General features: G+C 51.0%; 20 protein-coding genes. 9 read left to right on the top strand and 11 right to left on the bottom strand.

The genetic code is table 11. The features are described 5' to 3' along the window. The first annotated feature begins 75 nt into the window (after positions 1 to 75). The 4 genes from BUB81_RS03110 to BUB81_RS03095 are packed head-to-tail and all read left to right on the top strand — an operon-like array spanning position 76 to position 3,641. Positions 76 to 1,974, top strand: coding sequence for an ATP-binding cassette domain-containing protein (locus BUB81_RS03110; protein ID WP_073318015.1), 1,899 nt, complete (start codon positions 76 to 78; stop codon positions 1,972 to 1,974). After that, the gene (locus BUB81_RS03105; protein WP_084526164.1) at positions 1,943 to 2,404 is read left to right on the top strand and encodes a TIGR02444 family protein; all 462 of its coding nucleotides are present in this window, start codon (positions 1,943 to 1,945) and stop codon (positions 2,402 to 2,404) included. The genes BUB81_RS03110 and BUB81_RS03105 overlap by 32 nt, the downstream gene beginning before the upstream one ends. Next, on the top strand, positions 2,401 to 3,420 hold the full coding sequence (locus tag BUB81_RS03100; protein ID WP_073318009.1) for a hydrolase: 1,020 nt from the start codon (positions 2,401 to 2,403) through the stop codon (positions 3,418 to 3,420). The genes BUB81_RS03105 and BUB81_RS03100 overlap by 4 nt, the downstream gene beginning before the upstream one ends. Then, positions 3,417 to 3,641, top strand: a complete 225-nt coding sequence (locus BUB81_RS03095; RefSeq protein ID WP_073318006.1) for a YheU family protein — start codon at positions 3,417 to 3,419, stop codon at positions 3,639 to 3,641. Before BUB81_RS03100 ends, BUB81_RS03095 begins: the two co-directional genes overlap by 4 nt. A 43-nt stretch (positions 3,642 to 3,684) precedes the next feature. On the opposite strand, the gene BUB81_RS03090 is transcribed toward BUB81_RS03095, so the two are convergent. Beyond that, positions 3,685 to 4,236: an outer membrane beta-barrel protein gene (locus tag BUB81_RS03090; RefSeq protein WP_073318003.1), complete on the bottom strand. Its 552-nt coding sequence runs from the start codon at positions 4,234 to 4,236 to the stop codon at positions 3,685 to 3,687. A 393-nt stretch (positions 4,237 to 4,629) separates the two neighbouring features. On the opposite strand from BUB81_RS03090, the gene BUB81_RS03085 reads away from it, so the two are divergent. Both BUB81_RS03085 and mdoH read left to right on the top strand, forming a co-directional pair. Next, positions 4,630 to 6,261, top strand: a complete 1,632-nt coding sequence (locus tag BUB81_RS03085) for an OpgD/OpgG family glucan biosynthesis protein (protein WP_073318000.1) — start codon at positions 4,630 to 4,632, stop codon at positions 6,259 to 6,261. Continuing rightward, positions 6,242 to 8,206, top strand: coding sequence for a glucans biosynthesis glucosyltransferase MdoH (gene mdoH / locus BUB81_RS03080; RefSeq protein ID WP_073317997.1), 1,965 nt, complete (start codon positions 6,242 to 6,244; stop codon positions 8,204 to 8,206). Before BUB81_RS03085 ends, mdoH begins: the two co-directional genes overlap by 20 nt. Positions 8,207 to 8,290: 84 nt before the next feature. Here the strand turns inward: mdoH and BUB81_RS03075 are convergent, their stop codons facing one another. Genes BUB81_RS03075 through nudE form a run of 3 tightly spaced genes read right to left on the bottom strand, consistent with a single transcriptional unit; the run spans position 8,291 to position 10,255 of the window. Next, entirely contained in the window at positions 8,291 to 8,860 is a 570-nt protein-coding gene (locus BUB81_RS03075) for a YceI family protein (RefSeq protein WP_073317994.1), read from the bottom strand. A gap of 11 nt (positions 8,861 to 8,871) precedes the next feature. Continuing rightward, on the bottom strand, positions 8,872 to 9,690 hold the full coding sequence (cysQ, locus tag BUB81_RS03070; protein WP_073317990.1) for a 3'(2'),5'-bisphosphate nucleotidase CysQ: 819 nt from the start codon (positions 9,688 to 9,690) through the stop codon (positions 8,872 to 8,874). Then, positions 9,683 to 10,255: an ADP compounds hydrolase NudE gene (gene nudE / locus BUB81_RS03065; protein ID WP_073317987.1), complete on the bottom strand. Its 573-nt coding sequence runs from the start codon at positions 10,253 to 10,255 to the stop codon at positions 9,683 to 9,685. Before nudE ends, cysQ begins: the two co-directional genes overlap by 8 nt. 68 nt (positions 10,256 to 10,323) lie before the next feature. Between nudE and yrfG the strand changes: the two genes are divergently transcribed. From yrfG to BUB81_RS03050, 3 genes are all read left to right on the top strand, one after another. Beyond that, a complete protein-coding gene (gene yrfG / locus BUB81_RS03060) occupies positions 10,324 to 11,007 on the top strand; it encodes a GMP/IMP nucleotidase (RefSeq protein ID WP_073317984.1) in 684 nt (227 codons plus the stop codon). A 13-nt stretch (positions 11,008 to 11,020) separates the two neighbouring features. Further along, complete coding sequence (yjjX, locus tag BUB81_RS03055; protein ID WP_073317981.1) at positions 11,021 to 11,551, top strand: inosine/xanthosine triphosphatase; 531 nt, start codon at positions 11,021 to 11,023, stop codon at positions 11,549 to 11,551. 97 nt (positions 11,552 to 11,648) lie between these two features. Further along, positions 11,649 to 12,050, top strand: a complete 402-nt coding sequence (locus tag BUB81_RS03050) for a hypothetical protein (protein WP_073317978.1) — start codon at positions 11,649 to 11,651, stop codon at positions 12,048 to 12,050. A gap of 52 nt (positions 12,051 to 12,102) precedes the next feature. Here BUB81_RS03050 and BUB81_RS03045 read toward each other — a convergent pair whose 3' ends face one another. From BUB81_RS03045 to gspH, 7 genes are read right to left on the bottom strand one after another with little or no spacing between them, the layout of a single operon-like run. Next, on the bottom strand, positions 12,103 to 12,867 hold the full coding sequence (locus tag BUB81_RS03045) for a type II secretion system protein N (RefSeq protein WP_073317975.1): 765 nt from the start codon (positions 12,865 to 12,867) through the stop codon (positions 12,103 to 12,105). After that, positions 12,864 to 13,340 (bottom strand): type II secretion system protein GspM, encoded by a 477-nt coding sequence (gene gspM / locus BUB81_RS03040; protein WP_073317972.1) that lies wholly within the window; start codon positions 13,338 to 13,340, stop codon positions 12,864 to 12,866. Before gspM ends, BUB81_RS03045 begins: the two co-directional genes overlap by 4 nt. Continuing rightward, positions 13,340 to 14,542: a type II secretion system protein GspL gene (gspL, locus tag BUB81_RS03035; protein ID WP_073317969.1), complete on the bottom strand. Its 1,203-nt coding sequence runs from the start codon at positions 14,540 to 14,542 to the stop codon at positions 13,340 to 13,342. Before gspL ends, gspM begins: the two co-directional genes overlap by 1 nt. Then, entirely contained in the window at positions 14,542 to 15,528 is a 987-nt protein-coding gene (gspK, locus tag BUB81_RS03030) for a type II secretion system minor pseudopilin GspK (protein WP_073317966.1), read from the bottom strand. Before gspK ends, gspL begins: the two co-directional genes overlap by 1 nt. Beyond that, positions 15,521 to 16,138: a type II secretion system minor pseudopilin GspJ gene (gene gspJ, locus BUB81_RS03025; protein WP_073317963.1), complete on the bottom strand. Its 618-nt coding sequence runs from the start codon at positions 16,136 to 16,138 to the stop codon at positions 15,521 to 15,523. Before gspJ ends, gspK begins: the two co-directional genes overlap by 8 nt. Then, positions 16,135 to 16,524, bottom strand: coding sequence for a type II secretion system minor pseudopilin GspI (gene gspI, locus BUB81_RS03020; RefSeq protein ID WP_073317960.1), 390 nt, complete (start codon positions 16,522 to 16,524; stop codon positions 16,135 to 16,137). The genes gspJ and gspI overlap by 4 nt, the downstream gene beginning before the upstream one ends. Further along, positions 16,521 to 17,165, bottom strand: a complete 645-nt coding sequence (gene gspH / locus BUB81_RS03015; protein ID WP_073317957.1) for a type II secretion system minor pseudopilin GspH — start codon at positions 17,163 to 17,165, stop codon at positions 16,521 to 16,523. The genes gspI and gspH overlap by 4 nt, the downstream gene beginning before the upstream one ends. Positions 17,166 to 17,173 lie beyond the last annotated feature (8 nt).

The following is a 17,173-nucleotide window of genomic DNA, read 5'->3' as shown; positions in this document are numbered from 1 at the left end:
GACAAAGAAGATCGCCGCGTTGGGTTCTGCTATTATACCGCGCTTAATAGCGATATCACAGGCAATCAACGTTTTATGATCCAGTTATCACAGATCACCTTCATGCGCGGCAGCAAAGTACTGCTGGACGAAGCGTCAGCGCAGGTGTTCCCCGGACACAAAGTCGCCCTCATTGGCAGTAATGGCTGCGGTAAGTCGAGCCTGTTTGCGTTGCTACGCGGCGAACTAACGTTGGATGCAGGCGACGCCAGTGTGCCAAGCGACTGGCGGATCGTCAGTGTTGCACAGGAAACGCCAGCGGTATCGCGCAGTGCCATTGAATACGTCATCGACGGCGATAAGGTTTTACGCAATCTGCAACAACAGTTGGCGCAAGCAGAAGAGGCTGGCGACGGCGAGGCTATTGCAAAGTATCACGACCTGTTGGCTCAGGCTGGAGCCTATGACGTAGAGGCGCGGGCAGCGACCATCTTAGACGGTTTAGGTTTTTCGACTGCGCAGCTCAGTGCGCCGGTCACTGATTTTTCAGGTGGTTGGCGAATGCGTCTTAATTTGGCGCAGGCACTGTTGTGTCCGTCTGATTTATTGCTGCTCGACGAACCGACCAACCACCTGGATTTAGACGCGGTGATTTGGTTAGAGCGTTGGTTACAGCGTTATCAGGGTACATTACTGCTCATTTCCCACGACAAAGCCTTTATCGATAACTGCGTGGCGCAGATAATCAGCGTAGAGCACCAAAAACTGGTGACCTATACGGGCAACTATTCCAGTTATGAAACTCAGCGCGCAGAGCGTATTCGCTTGCAGGACATCGAATATCGCAAGCAGCAGGACAAGATTGCCCACCTGGAATCCTTTATTAACCGCTTTAAGGCCAAAGCCAGTAAAGCGAAGCAGGCACAAAGCCGGATCAAGCAGTTAGAGCGCATGGAAACCCTGTTACCTGCGCACCACGCCAGCCAGTTTAGTTTTGAATTTAAAACGCCAACGGCATTACCTAATCCCTTAGTGCAAATGGAACAGATCACGTTGGGATACGACGACCATATCGTGTTGCAACAGGTAAAGTTAAACCTGGTACCGGGGAGTCGCATCGGGTTACTGGGCCGCAATGGTCAGGGTAAATCTACCCTCATCAAGTTGCTTGCACAGGTACACGAACCCAAAACTGGGGTGTTTACCACCGCCAAAGGTCTGAATGTGGGCTACTTTGCTCAGCATCAGTTGGAAACACTGGACCCGGCTGCATCGGCGTTATTACATCTGCAGCGGCTGGACAAAATCACTACCGAGCAACAGTTACGTGATTACCTCGGAGGCTTTGGTTTCCATGGCGATGAGGCAACCGCGCCGGTGGCGCCAATGTCTGGTGGTGAAAAAGCTCGACTGGTATTAGCGCTTATTGTTTATCAGAAACCGAACCTGCTGTTGCTCGACGAACCCACCAACCACCTGGATTTGGAAATGCGCCATGCGCTTAATCTGGCGCTGCAAGGATTTGAAGGCGCGATGGTGCTGGTATCGCACGACCGTTTCTTATTGTCTGCGGTGTGTGAGGATTTCTATTTGGTAGACAGAGGCGAAGTGGCACCATTTGACGGTGATCTGGACGACTACCGGGATTGGATCTTAGCGCAACAGCAAGAAGACAAGCCGGTTTCAGAGAAGCCAAAAGTGGATCGCAAAGCTGAAAAGCGGCGTGAAGCCGAGTTTCGCCAGGCAACGGCCCCGCTTCGCAAACAAATTCAGCAAGCCGAACAGCAAATGGAAAAGCTTAATAAATCACTGGCAGACGTCGAGTCGTCCCTGTCAGACACCGCGTTATATGAAGCTGACCAAAAGCCACAGCTCATGAAGCTGCTCGACGAGCAAACCAGCATCAAAAATAAGTTAGACGATGCAGAAGCGTTGTGGCTGGAAGCCCAGGAAGCATTAGAAGATGCAAAAGCCGAGTATGATGTTAACGCCTGAGGATTTTTGGCAATTCAGCGTTAGCAGATACGGTAAACCCGGTGTGGCCGACGCCTGTCTGACGCTGCAGGACCAGTTTGGTATTAACGTGAATCTGGTGCTGCTGTATTGCTGGTGTATTGAGCATAACTATCAACCTTCATCTGCAGCGCGAGAGGCGATGCAGGACGCGGTGGCGCAAATCAATCCGGCTATTGAGTTGCATCGGCAAAAACGACGGTTGGCAAAAAGTTCACCGAATTACGAAGCTATGAAGCAAGCTGAGCTGGAACTGGAAGCAGAACAACAACGTGCGTTAGTGGCAGCATTGTGTTTTTTTGAAAGTGAAACAGAAACCACGGACATCAATGATCCAATTGAGCGTCTGGCGCACTATTTACACGTAGCAACGCAACCTGACATTAACCCCTACTTACAAGCAGTACTATGATTCGCGCACTTTCTTCACACGGACGGATATTACAAAGTAGCTTTCAGGCCCCCAAATGGGCTCGAAACCGCCACATACAAACCATATGGCCCCGCTTTATTCAAAAACGCATGCCGCTTCGCTACACCATGGAGCGAGTGAAATTACCCGACAGCGATTTTGTCGACCTGGCCTGGGGGCCTGCTCCGCCATCGCCAAGCGGAATGGTGGTCATGTTTCACGGCCTGGAAGGGTCGATCAACTCGCATTACGCCAACGACATGATGGCCTTTTTGACCAAAGCGGGTTGGCAGGTTGTGCTAATGCACTTCAGAGGTTGTAGCGGCGAAATTAATCAGGCACCCAGGGCATATCACTCGGGTGAAACCAGCGATCCGGCGTTTATTCTGTCATTGCTGAATGAGCGCTATCCTGCCCTGCCAAAAGTGGCAATGGGATTTTCTCTTGGCGCCAATATGTTACTCAAGTTATTGGGGGAGAACCCTCAGGCACTAGGCTTAAAAGCCGCCATTGCTATTTCAGCGCCGCTAAAGCTGGATGAGTGTGCTGCCAGTGTGAATCAGGGATTTTCCAAGGTTTATCAGAAGTACCTGCTGAACAGCATGAAGCATAACCTGCTGCAGAAAATGCAAAAGATTGATTACCGCGGTATTTTGCAAATCAGTCAGCACGATATTCAGGGTATTCATACGTTTCGGGATTTCGACGACAAAGTTACTGCACCGCTGCACGGTTACCAGGATGCCGACGATTATTACGAAAAATGCAGTGCGTTCTATTTTCTAAAAGGCATACACTGCCCTACGCTAATTTTACACGCGCTGGACGATCCTTTCATGAATGAAAACGTGGTGCCGGGAGAGCAAGATCTGTCGTCTGCAGTGACGCTGGAACTGAGTGAGCACGGTGGTCATGTCGGCTTTATGCAGGGCACGCCAGTTAAACCGGTCATTTGGATGCATGAACGTGTAAAGCGATTTTTTGCTGATTACTTACCGTTACAGGCGGCGTTATGATCATCCCCATTAGTGAGTTGTCTGCCGACACATTGGAAAATATTGCCAAAGAGTTCGTGCTGCGCGAAGGCACCGATTACGGCGAAATGGAATTTGATCTCTCAACTAAAGTGGAGCAAGTGCTGGCGCAGTTGCGCAGTGGCAAGGCGGTATTGGTCTATTCGGAATTACATGAAACGGTAGATATTCAGCAAGCAGATCGCTACCAGGGAGAGGAGTAACACAGCGTATTCAATGAACACGCTGCGTTGAATCGATGAGTGTTTAGAAAGCGTAACGCGCTGTAACTTGCAGCACATCGGCATCGTCGATGAATTTGTAGCTCGCACCTACCGCAAACTGTGGATTGAAGTAATAGTTCGCGCCTACTTTCAGCGTAATGTCGCCTTCGTCGACGTCGAAGTAACCCAGCTCACCGTTTAATTCCAGTTCTGGCGAAATCATTGAGCGCACACCGGTCACCAGGCTGTATCCATTGTCGTCGTAGTTGTCCGCGTCAATGCGTTCGAAGTTTGCGCCTACATAGGCATCGGTGGTGTTATTCACCGATAGACGGTAGCCACCACCCAATGTGAGTGTAGTAAAGTCAAAGCCTGACTCGTCCAGCCAGCCAAATTCACCGTTGGCGTAAAAATTACCATCGAGTAAATATTTCCCGGCAACGTGTAAACCATCAGGTTCAATGTTGCTGTTGTCAAAACCATAGCGGGTGTAACCCCCTTCTACATAGCGCCAGTCCGGCGTGTCCGCCAACGCAGGAAGAGAAACAGAAAGCAGGGTGCTGCCGGCTAACATCAGTTTTGTGATTAATTTCATACAAAATTCCTTATCAACAAATGAATCTCCCTGACTATCGCAAACACCGGGCCAACCCAGCTATCTGTTGCTATTAAATTTAAATAAATACAATTAAATCAATGTCTTGATTGTAATTTTTTGCTCTGCCTTGCTTTTATATAGCTTCCCGGCGGGAAAGACACACAACGATCTCATGGCATAGTGTTGCAAATTCCCTACACTTTCTTGGCCTAAAGTATAAGTTACACGGTCTTGGGTGTTATGGGTTGCGACAAAAAGTGAATGTTTACGTTTTTTAACCTAATGAATTTTATGGATTTTGTTTATTTTTTCTGTGTTGGGAACAGGGTTGGATCGGGAATTGCTCTATGACATTACAGGTGCAAGGAATTCATAACATTGGAGATCAACATGGCGCTTTTTCTAACAGCCGATTCCCGACCGGCGCGCTATTTGGCACAAACAGGTTCACAGTATAGTAAGGTCGCAATCGCTGGCCTATGCTTGCTTATGGCAAGTTTCGCGGCGATTGCTGAGCCGGCACCCGCTTATCAGGGTGTGCCGCCACAGGCCAAAATTTTACAAAGCGTCATTGAGTCTGCTGAGCACGCTGCTTCGCAAGACTTTGAGACGAGCGATCACGATCTGGATGACGCTTTGAAAAATATGGATTATCAAACATACCGGGCCATTCGCTTTAATGCTGACAGTAGCTTATGGCGCGGCGAAAACGACTACGAAGTACAGTTTTTTCACCCGGGGTTCTTATATCAGCAGCCCGTGACGGTTTATACGGTAGGCAGCGACAACCAGCCAGTTCGTTTGCCGTTTCAGCGTGATGCATTCAAGTACGATGCTACAGCGGCACCGCTGGCCGGTGTTACCAAAGAAAATAACGGCTATGCCGGTTTCCGTGTGCACTACCCAATAAAGAACCAACAATACAAAGACGAGTTCGCGGTGTTCCTGGGCGCGTCGTATTTTCGCCTGGTAGGTGAGTCGCATGTTTACGGTATTTCTGCACGCGGCCTGGCGATCGATACTGGCTTACCAGAAGGTGAGGAATTCCCGCACTTTACCGAATTCTGGCTGATCGAACCCAAGGACGGCGAGCCGATTACTGTGTACGCCCGCCTGGAAAGCCCGTCGGTAAGTGGTGCGTATAAGTTCGTTATTACACCGGGAAGTGAGTCAGCTATGCAGGTAGAAAGCTGGTTGTTTGCCCGCGAAGACGTGAATAAATTAGGTGTTGCGCCGTTTACCAGCATGTTCCTGTACGGTGAAAACAGCAGTAAGACGCCGGATGACTATCGGCCTGAGGTGCACGATAGCGATGGCATGTTGCTGCACATTCAGTCGGGTGAACAAATCTGGCGTCCGCTGACGAATCCTTCACAGCTGCAAATAACGTCTATGCGCGACACCGCGCCAAAGGGCTTTGGTGTATTGCAGCGCGATACGGCCTTCGACAATTACCTGGACAGCGAAGCGAACTATCACATTCGCCCTGGTTTCTGGGTAACCCCTCAGCAAGGTTTTGAGGCGGGTCGATTGGAGCTGGTGGAGATCCCAACGAACTCGGAAACCCACGACAATATCGTCGCGTACTGGGTGCCGGAAGCACCGTTTAAAGCGGGCGAGCACCGCTACTTTGCTTACACCCTGTCAACCGTGACCGGATTGGGTGAAGGCGTTATCGACGGCGAATCAGAAGCAACTATTGCCCGCGTGATCAGAACACGACAAGGGGCGGCGGTGTTGCCTGGTGAGCAGGACAACGCCGTGGCGACCCGACGCTTTGTTGTGGACTTTGCAGTGCCTGAGGACATGACTTTCGACCCGGCCAAGCTGGAAGTCAAAGCCGGTGTTGCACAGGGTACGATTCGTCAGGTAAGGGTGTTTCCTGTCGACGGTGGCAAAACGCTGAGAGCCACGTTCCTTGTTACTCCACAAGGGAATAAAGCGACCGATATGCGAATTTTCATTCATCAAAATAACCAACGTGTCAGTGAGGTATGGAACTATGTCTACCAAGCAAAATAATCCCCACTCGCACGCTACTCACCGTGCGCCTAATGCAGCTTCTCTGCGTACCTGGGGCGAGGGTGTGCGACTATCCATCATGGCGTTACTGGTGTTGCCAACGGCCTCGTTGGCGACCTGGAGCCTGTACGAAATTTTTAAACCGAATCAGTTAACCGGGTTGGAAATTGCCCAACTAGTGCTGAGCACGGTACTGTTTTTATGGTTGTCCATGTCGTTCTGGACGGCCGCAATCGGGTTTGTTTTGAAGCTGTTTAACATTGACCCGTTAAGTATGCAAAAAGCACAGCCGAGCCCGAATGCCAACACCCCGCTAACGCAGCGTCACGCTGTGGTTATGCCGGTGTACAACGAAGACACACGCCGCATTATGGTGGGTTTCGAAGCTTGTGTGCGTGAGCTACTAAACAGCAAACAAGGTGCACAGTTCGACTTCTACATGTTGTCTGACACCACGAAACCAGAGATGGCTCAGGCGGAACTGGCTGCATGGGAAGCGCTACAGCAACGTCTTGGTGCTGCGGCTGGTCAGGTTTTTTACCGTCGTCGTGAAAAGAACGTTGGTCGCAAAGTTGGCAACCTGGCTGACTTCTGTCAGCGTTGGGGCAGTCAGTACGAGTCGATGATAGTGCTCGACGCCGACAGTATTATGTCAGCTGAACGCATGTTGGATTTGGCGCAGCGTATTGAACAAAACCCGGACACCGCACTGGTACAAACCATTCCGATGCCGGTGCGCCAGCACACCTTTTTTGCGCGCTTTGTGCAATTTGCCGCGCACTTGTACAGCCCGATGCTGGCTACCGGCTTGTCATTCTGGCAAACCGACAGCGCCAATTACTGGGGCCATAACGCAATTATTCGTATCGCGCCTTTTATGCAACATTGTGGCTTGCCTACCCTGCCCGGGAAAGAACCGTTTGGCGGTGATATTTTAAGTCACGACTTTGTTGAGGCTGCATTGCTGCGACGCGCTGGCTGGCAGGCGTATCTGCTAACAGAGACTACCGGCAGCTATGAAGAAGTCCCGTCGAATATGATTGAATACGCTACCCGTGACCGTCGCTGGGTACAAGGCAATATTCAACACCTGGGTTTGTTGGGCGTAAAAGGCCTGAAGACCACCAGTCGCCTGCACTTTTCGTTCGGCGCCTTTGCCTATATTTCGTCGTTGCTGCTGTTGATGGTGCTGGCGTTTGGCACCGCTGACGCGCTGATCAAAGCGTTGACTCCGGTTCAGTTTTTCAGTTCGCCGTATCAGTTGTTCCCGGATTGGCAGATTGCCCGTCAGGGTCTGATGTTTGCCACCATGTGGGGCACCATGGCGATGCTGTTTATGCCTAAAATTCTGGGCTTGGTGCTTGCACTTATTCAGCGCCGTGATGAATTTGGTGGCGCATGGCGTTTGCTTAAAGGCGGTGTAATGGAACTGGTGATGGCCATTATTATTGCGCCGCTGATGATGTTCTATCACAGCTACTTTGTGCTCAGTGTGTTTATGGGCACCTCTGTTAAGTGGGAAGCACAGGCCCGTGAGGGCAGTATGGTGCCGTGGAGTGTGGCGTTCAAGCGTTCACACGTGGCTACTCTCACCGCTTTAGTCTGGGGTTCAGTAACGGCGTATTACACGCCGGCGTTATTTGCCTGGTTGTCACCTGTGCTGGTGGGCCTGCTGCTGGCAGCACCAATTATTCGCCTTACGTCCAGTTTGAGTCTGGGTAAAGCCAGCTTCCGCAGTGGCATCTTTGTGATCCATGACGAGTTAAAAGAATGTCAGGCGCTTAAGCGTGTACGTTTGGGCATGGCAAATTACCGCGAACCAGTGTTGGCAGAAGCCGGTGCGTTGCCTGTACCGGCGTTACCGGAAACCCATTGGGTGCCCATGACCATTCAGGACTTCAAAGAAAAGCCTGCTCCACGGGCATTGCCTCAGGCTGCTGCTTAACAGGGAGTGAAAGCGACAAGTTAATCAAAGGCGGGTGCAGACAATTCTCCTCAGGCTGCCCCGCCTTTTCTATTTCTGAAGGGGTTATTTCTCGAAAGTCACGCTAAAGGTGACTGGGGCGTTAAAGGTAATGCTCTTCAGACCCGCTATGTTTTGCAATGCTTCAACGCCGCCTTTCAGACCAAAGGTGTCGGCGCCGATCAAGGTGGGTGAAATCGTCGATGCCTGAATCGTATCGTCAGACAGCTTGCTTACCATTACGTTAAAGCTGACTGGTGCAGTCATACCGTGCAGGCTCAGTTCGCCTTCAACCACACTTGCTTTACTGGTGCCGGCTGCCATATCCAATAGCGCTGACGGCAGTGTGGCACTGAAGGTTGCGGTAGGGTATTTAGCTACTTCAAACAGCATTTCCTGCATGCGGGTGTTGCGAATGGGAATATTGGTGTTCACTGAATCCAGAGGCACTTCGATGGTTAAGGTGCCAGAGTCAGACAGTTTGCCGGAAAAATGGTCAAAGCTGTGGACTTCAGTAACCTGCGCGTTTTTGGTGGACATGAAGTGCAAAGCAGAATTGTCCTGATCCAACGTCCATTGGGCAAACGCTGACGCTGAAAGTAAACCAGAAAGTAACACTACAGATTGTTTAAACATAAACTCGCTCCTTAATATTGGATGATGTCCTGCCAGGGGACGTTTTGGTCGCCCAATACAACAAAGTCCGGGTTTTCCAGAGAATGACGCTGGTTATAGCTCAGCGGTTCGAAGTCAGCCGCAAAAATGGCTCCGCCTGCTTCTGAAACAATGCATTGCGAAGCGCCGGTATCCCACTCGCCGGTCACGCCGATGCGCATAAAGGCATCTGCTTTTCCTTCAGCTATAAAGCATGCTTTTAACGAACAGCTGCCCAGTGGCAGTGTCTGATACACCCGTTTTGCACACATTTTACCGATCACACGTTCGCGTGGCTGGCGTCTGCTAATTGCCAGAATCACCACGCTGTTATGCGGGTCGTCCAGCTTGCGCACACTAATTGGGCCGGAAGATTCAGGTGACTCTTTAAATGCACCATGCCCCTTAATAGCATAATAGAGACTTTGCCCTGGCGGCCAGAAAATCACCCCTATCTTAGGTTGATTGTTTTCAATCAGCGCGATATTAACGGCAAAGTCGCCACTGCGTGCGATAAATTCCTGGGTGCCGTCAATGGGGTCGATTAACCAGTAGCGGTCCCATTGACTTCGTTCTTCAAGGCTGGCGTGTTTGGTTTCTTCCGACAGGATCGGGATATCAGGCGTATTGAGCTTGAGGTGCTGACAAATGATTTCGTTGGCTTTGTAATCGGCGCTGGTCACGGGTGACTCATCGGCTTTCTGATAACTCTCAAAATCGCCTTCGTCGTACAGAGTCATAATGGCTTCACCGGCGGCGATAGCGGCTTCTTTGGCTATATTTAACAGCGCTTCATCGGTGTGTTCAGGCATAGTCGGGGTGCTCCTTTAACCACTTTTGAGCAAGGAAAAGCGCCGCGACGCAGCGGGCTTCAATAAAGTCGTCGCGGGCGAGTAATTCATCGGCACGGTCGATAGGCCAGCGCACCACTTCCAGTGGTTCAGGCTCATCGCCGGGTAATTGTTGGGGATACAGATCATGAGCAATTACGATGGTCATTTGCGCGTTAAAAAACGTCGGTGCCATATTTACTTTATGCACTTCCTGCAGGTCATGAGCACCAAATCCGGCTTCTTCCTTTAATTCGCGGTTGGCTGCTTCCAGTGCGGTTTCGCCCTGGTCAATGAGCCCCTTGGGGAATCCCAGTTCATACGAGTGGGTGCCTGCGGCATATTCTCTGACTAACAGGAAATGTCCATCCTGGACGGCGACGATCATTACTGCGCCACGGCTGTAACCTGCCATTCTCTCAAACTGGCGGGTTGCGCCATTGGAAAACTCCAGGTCTACTCGTTCAACGCGAAAAAAGCGGCTCTCGGCTACGATTTTGCGTTCATGGATCCGCGGTAACGTTTTGTCCTTTTCAATATTGCTCATGTTGTTCAGGTCAGTCTTTCGTTATCATAGTGTCAGTCTTAAGATTAACGTATTTAAAGGAAAAGCGCTTGCCATTTCTGCCTTGGAAAGAAATCAAAACGGTTCTGCTGGATATGGACGGTACGCTGCTGGATTTGCATTTCGATAATCACTTCTGGCTGGAGCATTTGCCGCAAAAACTGGCCGAGAAAACCGGCCAGTCACTGGCAGTGTGTCGGGCCGATATGCTGGCTCACTACGAACGCGTAAGCGGCAAAATCGAATGGTACTGTCTGGACTACTGGGCAAAGTATCTGGATATGGACATAGTGGCTGCCAAACGCGATATCGAGCATCTTATTGCCATGCGTGATGACACCCTCCCGTTTCTGGATGCGCTGCACGAAAGCGGGCGCGAAGTGGTGCTGGTGACCAATGCACACCCGGGGAGTTTGTCGCTGAAAGTCGAACATACTCAGCTCGACGCGCACATTGATACGCTGATATCTACCCATGAGTTCGGGGTAACGAAGGAATCCCAGGACCTGTGGCGAGCATTGCAGCAGCGTTTGGGGTTTGATCCGGCTACAACGCTATTTGTGGACGACAGCCTGACGATTCTTGAAGCGGCTAAAACATTTGGCATTAAACACTTACTCGCTGTTAGTAACCCCGATAGCAAGCAACCGGCAAGAGAGATAACCACGTTTCCTGCCGTGACTGACTATCGCGATATTCTCGACGATATTCGCAATAATCCGCCAACAAATTAACAGGAGTCAGGGAATGAAACTGATTGTAGGCTCAAAGAACCCGGTAAAAGTGAACGCAGCACAGATTGCGATGAATCAGGTGCTGGGTAACATTGGTGAACAGGATGTGTTGGGCATGCATGCCCCGAGTCTGGTGGCTGAACAGCCCATGACGGAAGCAGAAACCCGCTTAGGTGCGGTCAACCGGGTAAAAGCGTGTATGCAGGCTGAAAAGGCTGACTGGTATATTGCCATAGAAGGTGGCGTGGATAACTTTGAGGATGGCCCGGCAACGTTTGCCTATGTGGCGATTTGCAATGGTGAACAGTGGTCTGTCGGCCGCAGTGCAAATTTGCCTCTGCCAAACAGTGTCTACCAGGCGTTGGTTAATGGCGAAGAGTTGGGACCGGTCATGGACCGCACGTTCAATACCGTAAACGTAAAACAAAAAGGTGGGGCAATTGGCCTGCTCACCAATAATCTGGCCACCCGGCAAAGCGTGTATGAACTGGCTGTGATTTTAGCAATGTCGCCGTTTAATCATACGACCCTGTTTTCAAAATAACCGTCACTGGCCAGCTCAGCCCGGCCAGTGTCGCTATCATAGCTTACGAACAGACAACGAGACCCTCACCAACAGGGACTAATGTAAAGGAATTACCATGCAGGAACACAACACTAACAACGTTGCTGATGCCCCCTCTCAACCCGAGCAGAAGAAACGCGGTTTTTGGTTATCGACATTTCTTATTCTGATGTTTATCGCCAACCCGCTCACTGCATTTATGTATTTTTCGGCGCCGGACCTCATCGTTTCGACCCAACCGAAGGCAACAATCGGGATTGTCTATGCCCTTGGCGTAATGAGTGTCATTAATTTTGCCATTGCCGTAGGGATCTGGAGCTGGAAAAAGTACGCGGTGTACGGCATGTACGCCTCTGTCGCCATTGCATTTGTGATTAATATTTACCTGGGTATTGGCATTGTTGGTGCGTTATTTGGTTTACTTGGTGGTTTACTTATCTTTCTGACAACCCGCAACCGCTGGCAGTGGTTTAGCTGATACGCCATATCTCATTCAGGCCTCAGTTGAGGGCCTGAATGAGTAGACAGTATTAGCGAATGTCGTAGTGGATATAGCCCTGGCTGTCTGGCTGACCAAAAAACTGGGCAGCGTCGTGAACTTCCTGAGGAAGTGACGGGTCCGGCTTAAATTTCGATGTTGCGGTAAATGTGGAAAAGTCGGTGGCAGCCTGAGCGTCCAGCGTTAATCCAAATGCGTTGGGCTCTGCCACGGAAATAATATATTGCTTATTGTCGCAGCGTAAGGTCGCAGAAAAATTACCCAGTTCAATAGGCCCTTGCGTGCCTGCTACTGACGCGTTCAGCCAATCGCCATAGGCCATCATCTGCGAGCAGATACCCGCTTCCAGCGTCAGGGATTCAACATTGACGCGAAACCGGCCACCGGCATCGACTGGCAGCGGCAATTGCACTTCTGCCAGTACAAGGTCAACCGGTAAATACAACAGAAAGTCGCTGGCGGTGAGATTCCCTTCAGACAATAAATCGACCTCCAGAGGCCCTTTAAACGCAATGGCATTGGCTGATCGCATATTGCCTGCGTCTAAATCTACCGACAAGGTGCCCATGAACAGCGGTAAGGCAGACAACGTCCAGTTGACCTGTTGAATGGGCATGTTGTTCACTACTACGCGATCGATGTGACCCTGCCAGAGGGTACCAGACACCTTGCCGAGTTTTACCGTATTCGGCAAAGGCAGGCGGTATGCCACTTGCGCTGCAGGTAAATACGCTACTAATAATACGAGATACAGGAAAAGGGCGGCGAGGATCCATCGCCAATACTGTTTTATCATTTACTCAGCACCAATCGTCTGACTTTAATCATGCCCGAGGCGTCGGCTTCGGTAACATCCAGTTGGTCAATTTGTACACCGCGAGATTCGAGGTGATCAAGCCAGGCTAACAAGTCGTTAAATACCGCCTCATCAATCCACACCTGCAGGTTGTCGTTTTGCGGTTGCATACGCGAAATCACCAGCGAAAACTGATTGCTGGAAGACGTTACGGCTTGCTGTAATGAGCCGTTGAAAGTGCGGTTGCCAGACTGGCTGCGACGTAAAATAGCGGCGCGTGCTGACTGCTCTTCTACCCAGCTGAGTAGTTTTTGGTTATTACTCAGTTGTTTGGTTTGCTGGTCGATGCCCTGGTTTAACGGCGCCCAAATCCCCCAGTAGAACAGGCCGATCAGTACAACGATTGCCGATAGTAGTACCAGTCGCTGTTCGCGCTCGGTCAGGGCCGCGTATTTCTGCTTTAAAAACTCCATTACGCCCCCTTAATTGCCATGGTACCGATGACTTTGTCATCGCGGTTATTAATGGCGCCTTCTTCCACACTAAAGCCTGCCGCTTCCGCACCGCGTTTGAATGCTTGCAGCGCATTAAAGTCCTTGCCTTCCGCTTGCATGCGAATTTCGGTGCGATTGGCATCAAAGCGAATGGTTTGTGGCGTGACCTGAGAGCTGGCAAAGGCGTTGTTGAGTTGTGCCAGCATGACCAGCAGTGAGCTGCCACTGCCGCCTTGTTCTAATTCACGCATTTCACGTTCTATACGTGTTCGCGCGTTTCGATAGGTGCCGAGATCCGGAAAGCCCTGCTTAATGACAGCATCGATTTGGGCAGAAAGCTCGTCGTTTTGCTGTTCTAACTGCTGCAAATGCAGTACTTTTTCGCCAATCGTTAGCACCAGTACCAACCCCAGTAAAATTGCGGGTGTACGCCAGAACTGCCAGACCTGATTGTGTTGCTTTTTAACTTTGTATTGACCCTGCAACAGGTTAAACGACGCAGACAATGCGGCTTTTGCCAGCTTACCCGCTGGCGGCAATCCGGAGTCGTCAGCCTCTACCGTAATATTGGGTACAGCGTGTAAATCCATGTCTGAAAGCGCGGTTACGGTAACGCCTTCCGGTATTTGCTTGGCCTGAAAGGCCAGTACGCTGGTCATAAAGTCGGTTTCGCCCTGCATGCCCTGCCAGCTTCCCTGACGCACAATGAGTTGTTCGCCCAGTGCAATGGCCGACCAATGCTGGTCGTCAGGTTGCGGCAATGCCAGCGTGTCAGGCAGCATAGTGTCGCAGCTAAATCCTGCGTCTTCTATCCATTGGCGCCACTGAGCTACAGCCTCGTGGCTCACAATAGCTACCGCTTGCTGATTACCGGTCTTCGGACCAAATGCGAAGAACAGCTCACTGATATCGTCAGCCAGCTCATCTTCCAGCATAAACGGAATGGCATTCAGGATTTTGCGATTGGCTTTGGGTGGCAGGTCTACCTGACACAAACGCACGTCTGCGCCGGGCACCAGTACCAGCGCTTTACGCAGCCGGGTACGTTCGGTGAGGCTGGCCAGTGCGCTGGCGTCAGGCAGTTCGCCACTGGCGATTACATCCTGGTCCTGCGTTGACCAAACAACCCAGTGAACCGGATCGGACATAGTGGTGCCAAGTCTGACAACTAACTGTTCCATTATTTCAAGACTCCAAATTCGCGCCGTAACACATTCACGTCACCTGCTGAGGTGGCATTAAACACCGAACTCATGGCAAAAGTTGCCTCATTGTAACGGCTCTTGGTATGTAAAATAAAATACTCTGTGGTTACGGCGAACCATTCTGTTTGGGTAGTGGTTAATTGCAGGGCGGTAATATCGGGCTCTGCTAGAAAATCGTTTACGTCATCCCAGCCATCCTGGGGCCTGGCGCTAATGACGCTGTTTGCCTGTTCGGTGCTCAAGCCGGTTAAGGCTGCTAACAGGGGAGCGTGGTCTTCCGACAGGGTATTCACGTTAATCGACATCAGGTTGCTGCTCGGGATGACACAAACCATGGGCAGTAAACTGTCCAGCCACTGAGGCTCAACCCCGTTGATTAGACGCAGCTCTGACTGACTTGCCAGCATGCTGTTTGCGGCCAGGTAAGGAAACTCCCGCGACGCGTATTCGCTTTCTTCTGCACCATATACCCGCATTTGGTCGTCGGCATCAATCCAGTCTCCCAGTGAATCGCGAATGGTATCGACGGTGTAACTGTCGATGTCTTCATTAACTAGTTTGATCAACCGGGCAAAGGCAGTCAGGGCTTCTGACGGTTCGGTGGCTGAGACATTTTGTTGGTTGGCGTCGGGCAGGGCGTTCAGATTAAAACAGCTCTGCATGTCTTCCAATCTTGCGCTGATTCCACCGTTGTCCATGGGGTACTCGAACTCTTCTGCCCATGGCTGGTTTAAATGAATCTTGTCGCCGGTTTCCTGCATTAACGTGCCGATAGATTTGCGGGCAAATTCCTCGGCGCTAACGGCGTACCAATACGCCTGATTATTGTCTTTAATATTGATCGCGCGTTGCACCTGCAGTTGAAGTCGGGCGCCCATTTCTGTGGCGATGATGGCAACTAAAGCCACAATCATTAGCACAATCAAAAGCGCGGCGCCTTGTTGGCGATGTGGGTTAACCATTGCTGGCTACTCCGCCAATGGCAAAGGTGCGAATAAATTCACCGCCTTTTTTGGTGGTTACCGTTACCCGGATGCCGTCGGGTAGCCGTTCACCGGTAAAGCTGTCGTGCCAGCCGTCATTTCTACCGTCTTTCTCGCCGGTATTAAATTCCAGCTGAAAGTCAGTCACGTCGCTGAGTACAACCCGGACTTTAGGCTCATAACCCAGAACGTTATCAATATAGACGGTATTGAGACGTTCAATATTGCCGTTCTTCAGGCGATAAGCCACGCCTTGCAGGGTGCTGCGGGGCAACATGAGTTTGGGGTTGTGCCAGCCGCCACGCACAAAAGCCATGCCGTCGGCATCGCTATCGTCCAGCTCGCCGCCGCGAAAGACGGTTTTATTCTCTTCGCCTTCTACGCGAACCGGCCGGTCGACGACCTGTAATACGTCGCGTTCAAGGGTAAGCATAAAGCGCTGCAGTTGTTGTAGTTCTGCAAACTTTTCAGTGGAAGCTTCGTCACTATCGATCACGGTGGTCAGCAACGCCGTGGAAGCTAGGCCGATCATGGTGAAAATGGCCATCGCAATCAATATTTCAATCAGGGTAAAGCCACGCGCTGTCATTGGGTCGCCTCGCTTGGCTTGGCAAGGTAAGCCACCACGGTGGTAATATTATCTGCGCGGCTCTCTTTTAAGCTCACACTGATTTCAACGGCTTTAAAGTCACTGTCATTAGTGGCTTTTACCACCTGAGTCCAGTACCAGGTGCGGCCGGCCATATCCTGCTGGCCTTTTTGATTGTTCTTCAATGGCCAGGGGCGTTCCATCAGGATCTCGTTCAGACGATTATTTGCCACCCAGGTTGCAACGGCGACTTCTTCAATCTGACCCACGCCATTTAAGTGTTCGGAAGCGGCCTTCATTATGGCAGTGCCGGTTACTGCGAAAATGAATAATGCCACCATGACTTCAAGCAGGGTCAAGCCAGACTGGCGCACAAGCGGCTTCACGGTAACTGCTCCAACGGGCCAACGACCTCTAGTGGTGGCATATCGTGATTGTTCAGCAGAAAGTAAGCGGGTACGTCGTTGCTGAAATCCGGCTCAAAATAGAAGGTCAGGCTAAAAGGGGTAATTTCCCCGCTCGACAGAATCAGAATTTGCGGCGGAGGTGGTGGCGGCGCTTCTTCGCCAATGTTCATTTCTTTGTCGTTAACACTGAGCGTGGCATCAAACAGCTCACGGTCGAACAGGCTGTCATCGGTTTGCCAAGGTAAATCGTCCAGCGCCAGGGTGAAATAAAAGGGTTCGGTGAGCGTGACAGGCTCATATACCTTGTTGCCCTCTATAGGCAGCCAGTTGTCTTCTTCATCCAACTGCATAAATGTGTAGCTGCGCGCTTCGGTGTCAAAGTAGATGCCGAGTTGCTGCTGGTTCAGTACGGCAAAATCGCTGGCCATATCAATGACCACCTGTAATCGACGTACTTCGCGTTCAAGTTGTTCTGACGGGTCGCTGCCAAAGGCGTTAAATACCACATAACCGGCGGTTAAGCCCATCAACAGCAGGACCAGCATTACCTCAAGCAGGGTAAAGCCGCCCTGAGCGCGTGGCAAACTGTGTAAAGCAGAAACGGAGCTACGCACGCGCATGGAGGTAA

The sequence above is a fragment of the Marisediminitalea aggregata genome, assembly GCF_900129565.1.
Lineage (GTDB): Bacteria > Pseudomonadota > Gammaproteobacteria > Enterobacterales > Alteromonadaceae > Alteromonas > Alteromonas aggregata.
Note: the sequence above shows the minus strand (reverse complement) of the source record. Positions and strands in the feature narration are given on the sequence as shown.

Excerpts from the sequence above, each read along its gene's own strand:
- gspH (WP_073317957.1), bottom strand. The coding sequence starts at position 17,165 with ATGCGCGTGCGTAGCTCCGTTTCTGCTTTACACAGTTTGCCACGCGCT.
- cysQ (WP_073317990.1), bottom strand. The coding sequence starts at position 9,690 with ATGCCTGAACACACCGATGAAGCGCTGTTAAATATAGCCAAAGAAGCC.
- BUB81_RS03090 (WP_073318003.1), bottom strand. The coding sequence starts at position 4,236 with ATGAAATTAATCACAAAACTGATGTTAGCCGGCAGCACCCTGCTTTCT.
- BUB81_RS03085 (WP_073318000.1), top strand. The coding sequence starts at position 4,630 with ATGGCGCTTTTTCTAACAGCCGATTCCCGACCGGCGCGCTATTTGGCA.
- gspL (WP_073317969.1), bottom strand. The coding sequence starts at position 14,542 with ATGGAACAGTTAGTTGTCAGACTTGGCACCACTATGTCCGATCCGGTT.
- gspM (WP_073317972.1), bottom strand. The coding sequence starts at position 13,340 with ATGGAGTTTTTAAAGCAGAAATACGCGGCCCTGACCGAGCGCGAACAG.
- BUB81_RS03045 (WP_073317975.1), bottom strand. The coding sequence starts at position 12,867 with ATGATAAAACAGTATTGGCGATGGATCCTCGCCGCCCTTTTCCTGTAT.
- BUB81_RS03095 (WP_073318006.1), top strand. The coding sequence starts at position 3,417 with ATGATCATCCCCATTAGTGAGTTGTCTGCCGACACATTGGAAAATATT.
- BUB81_RS03100 (WP_073318009.1), top strand. The coding sequence starts at position 2,401 with ATGATTCGCGCACTTTCTTCACACGGACGGATATTACAAAGTAGCTTT.
- BUB81_RS03075 (WP_073317994.1), bottom strand. The coding sequence starts at position 8,860 with ATGTTTAAACAATCTGTAGTGTTACTTTCTGGTTTACTTTCAGCGTCA.
- mdoH (WP_073317997.1), top strand. The coding sequence starts at position 6,242 with ATGTCTACCAAGCAAAATAATCCCCACTCGCACGCTACTCACCGTGCG.
- nudE (WP_073317987.1), bottom strand. The coding sequence starts at position 10,255 with ATGAGCAATATTGAAAAGGACAAAACGTTACCGCGGATCCATGAACGC.
- BUB81_RS03105 (WP_084526164.1), top strand. The coding sequence starts at position 1,943 with ATGCAAAAGCCGAGTATGATGTTAACGCCTGAGGATTTTTGGCAATTC.
- BUB81_RS03050 (WP_073317978.1), top strand. The coding sequence starts at position 11,649 with ATGCAGGAACACAACACTAACAACGTTGCTGATGCCCCCTCTCAACCC.
- BUB81_RS03110 (WP_073318015.1), top strand. The coding sequence starts at position 76 with ATGATCCAGTTATCACAGATCACCTTCATGCGCGGCAGCAAAGTACTG.
- gspJ (WP_073317963.1), bottom strand. The coding sequence starts at position 16,138 with ATGACAGCGCGTGGCTTTACCCTGATTGAAATATTGATTGCGATGGCC.
- yjjX (WP_073317981.1), top strand. The coding sequence starts at position 11,021 with ATGAAACTGATTGTAGGCTCAAAGAACCCGGTAAAAGTGAACGCAGCA.
- gspK (WP_073317966.1), bottom strand. The coding sequence starts at position 15,528 with ATGGTTAACCCACATCGCCAACAAGGCGCCGCGCTTTTGATTGTGCTA.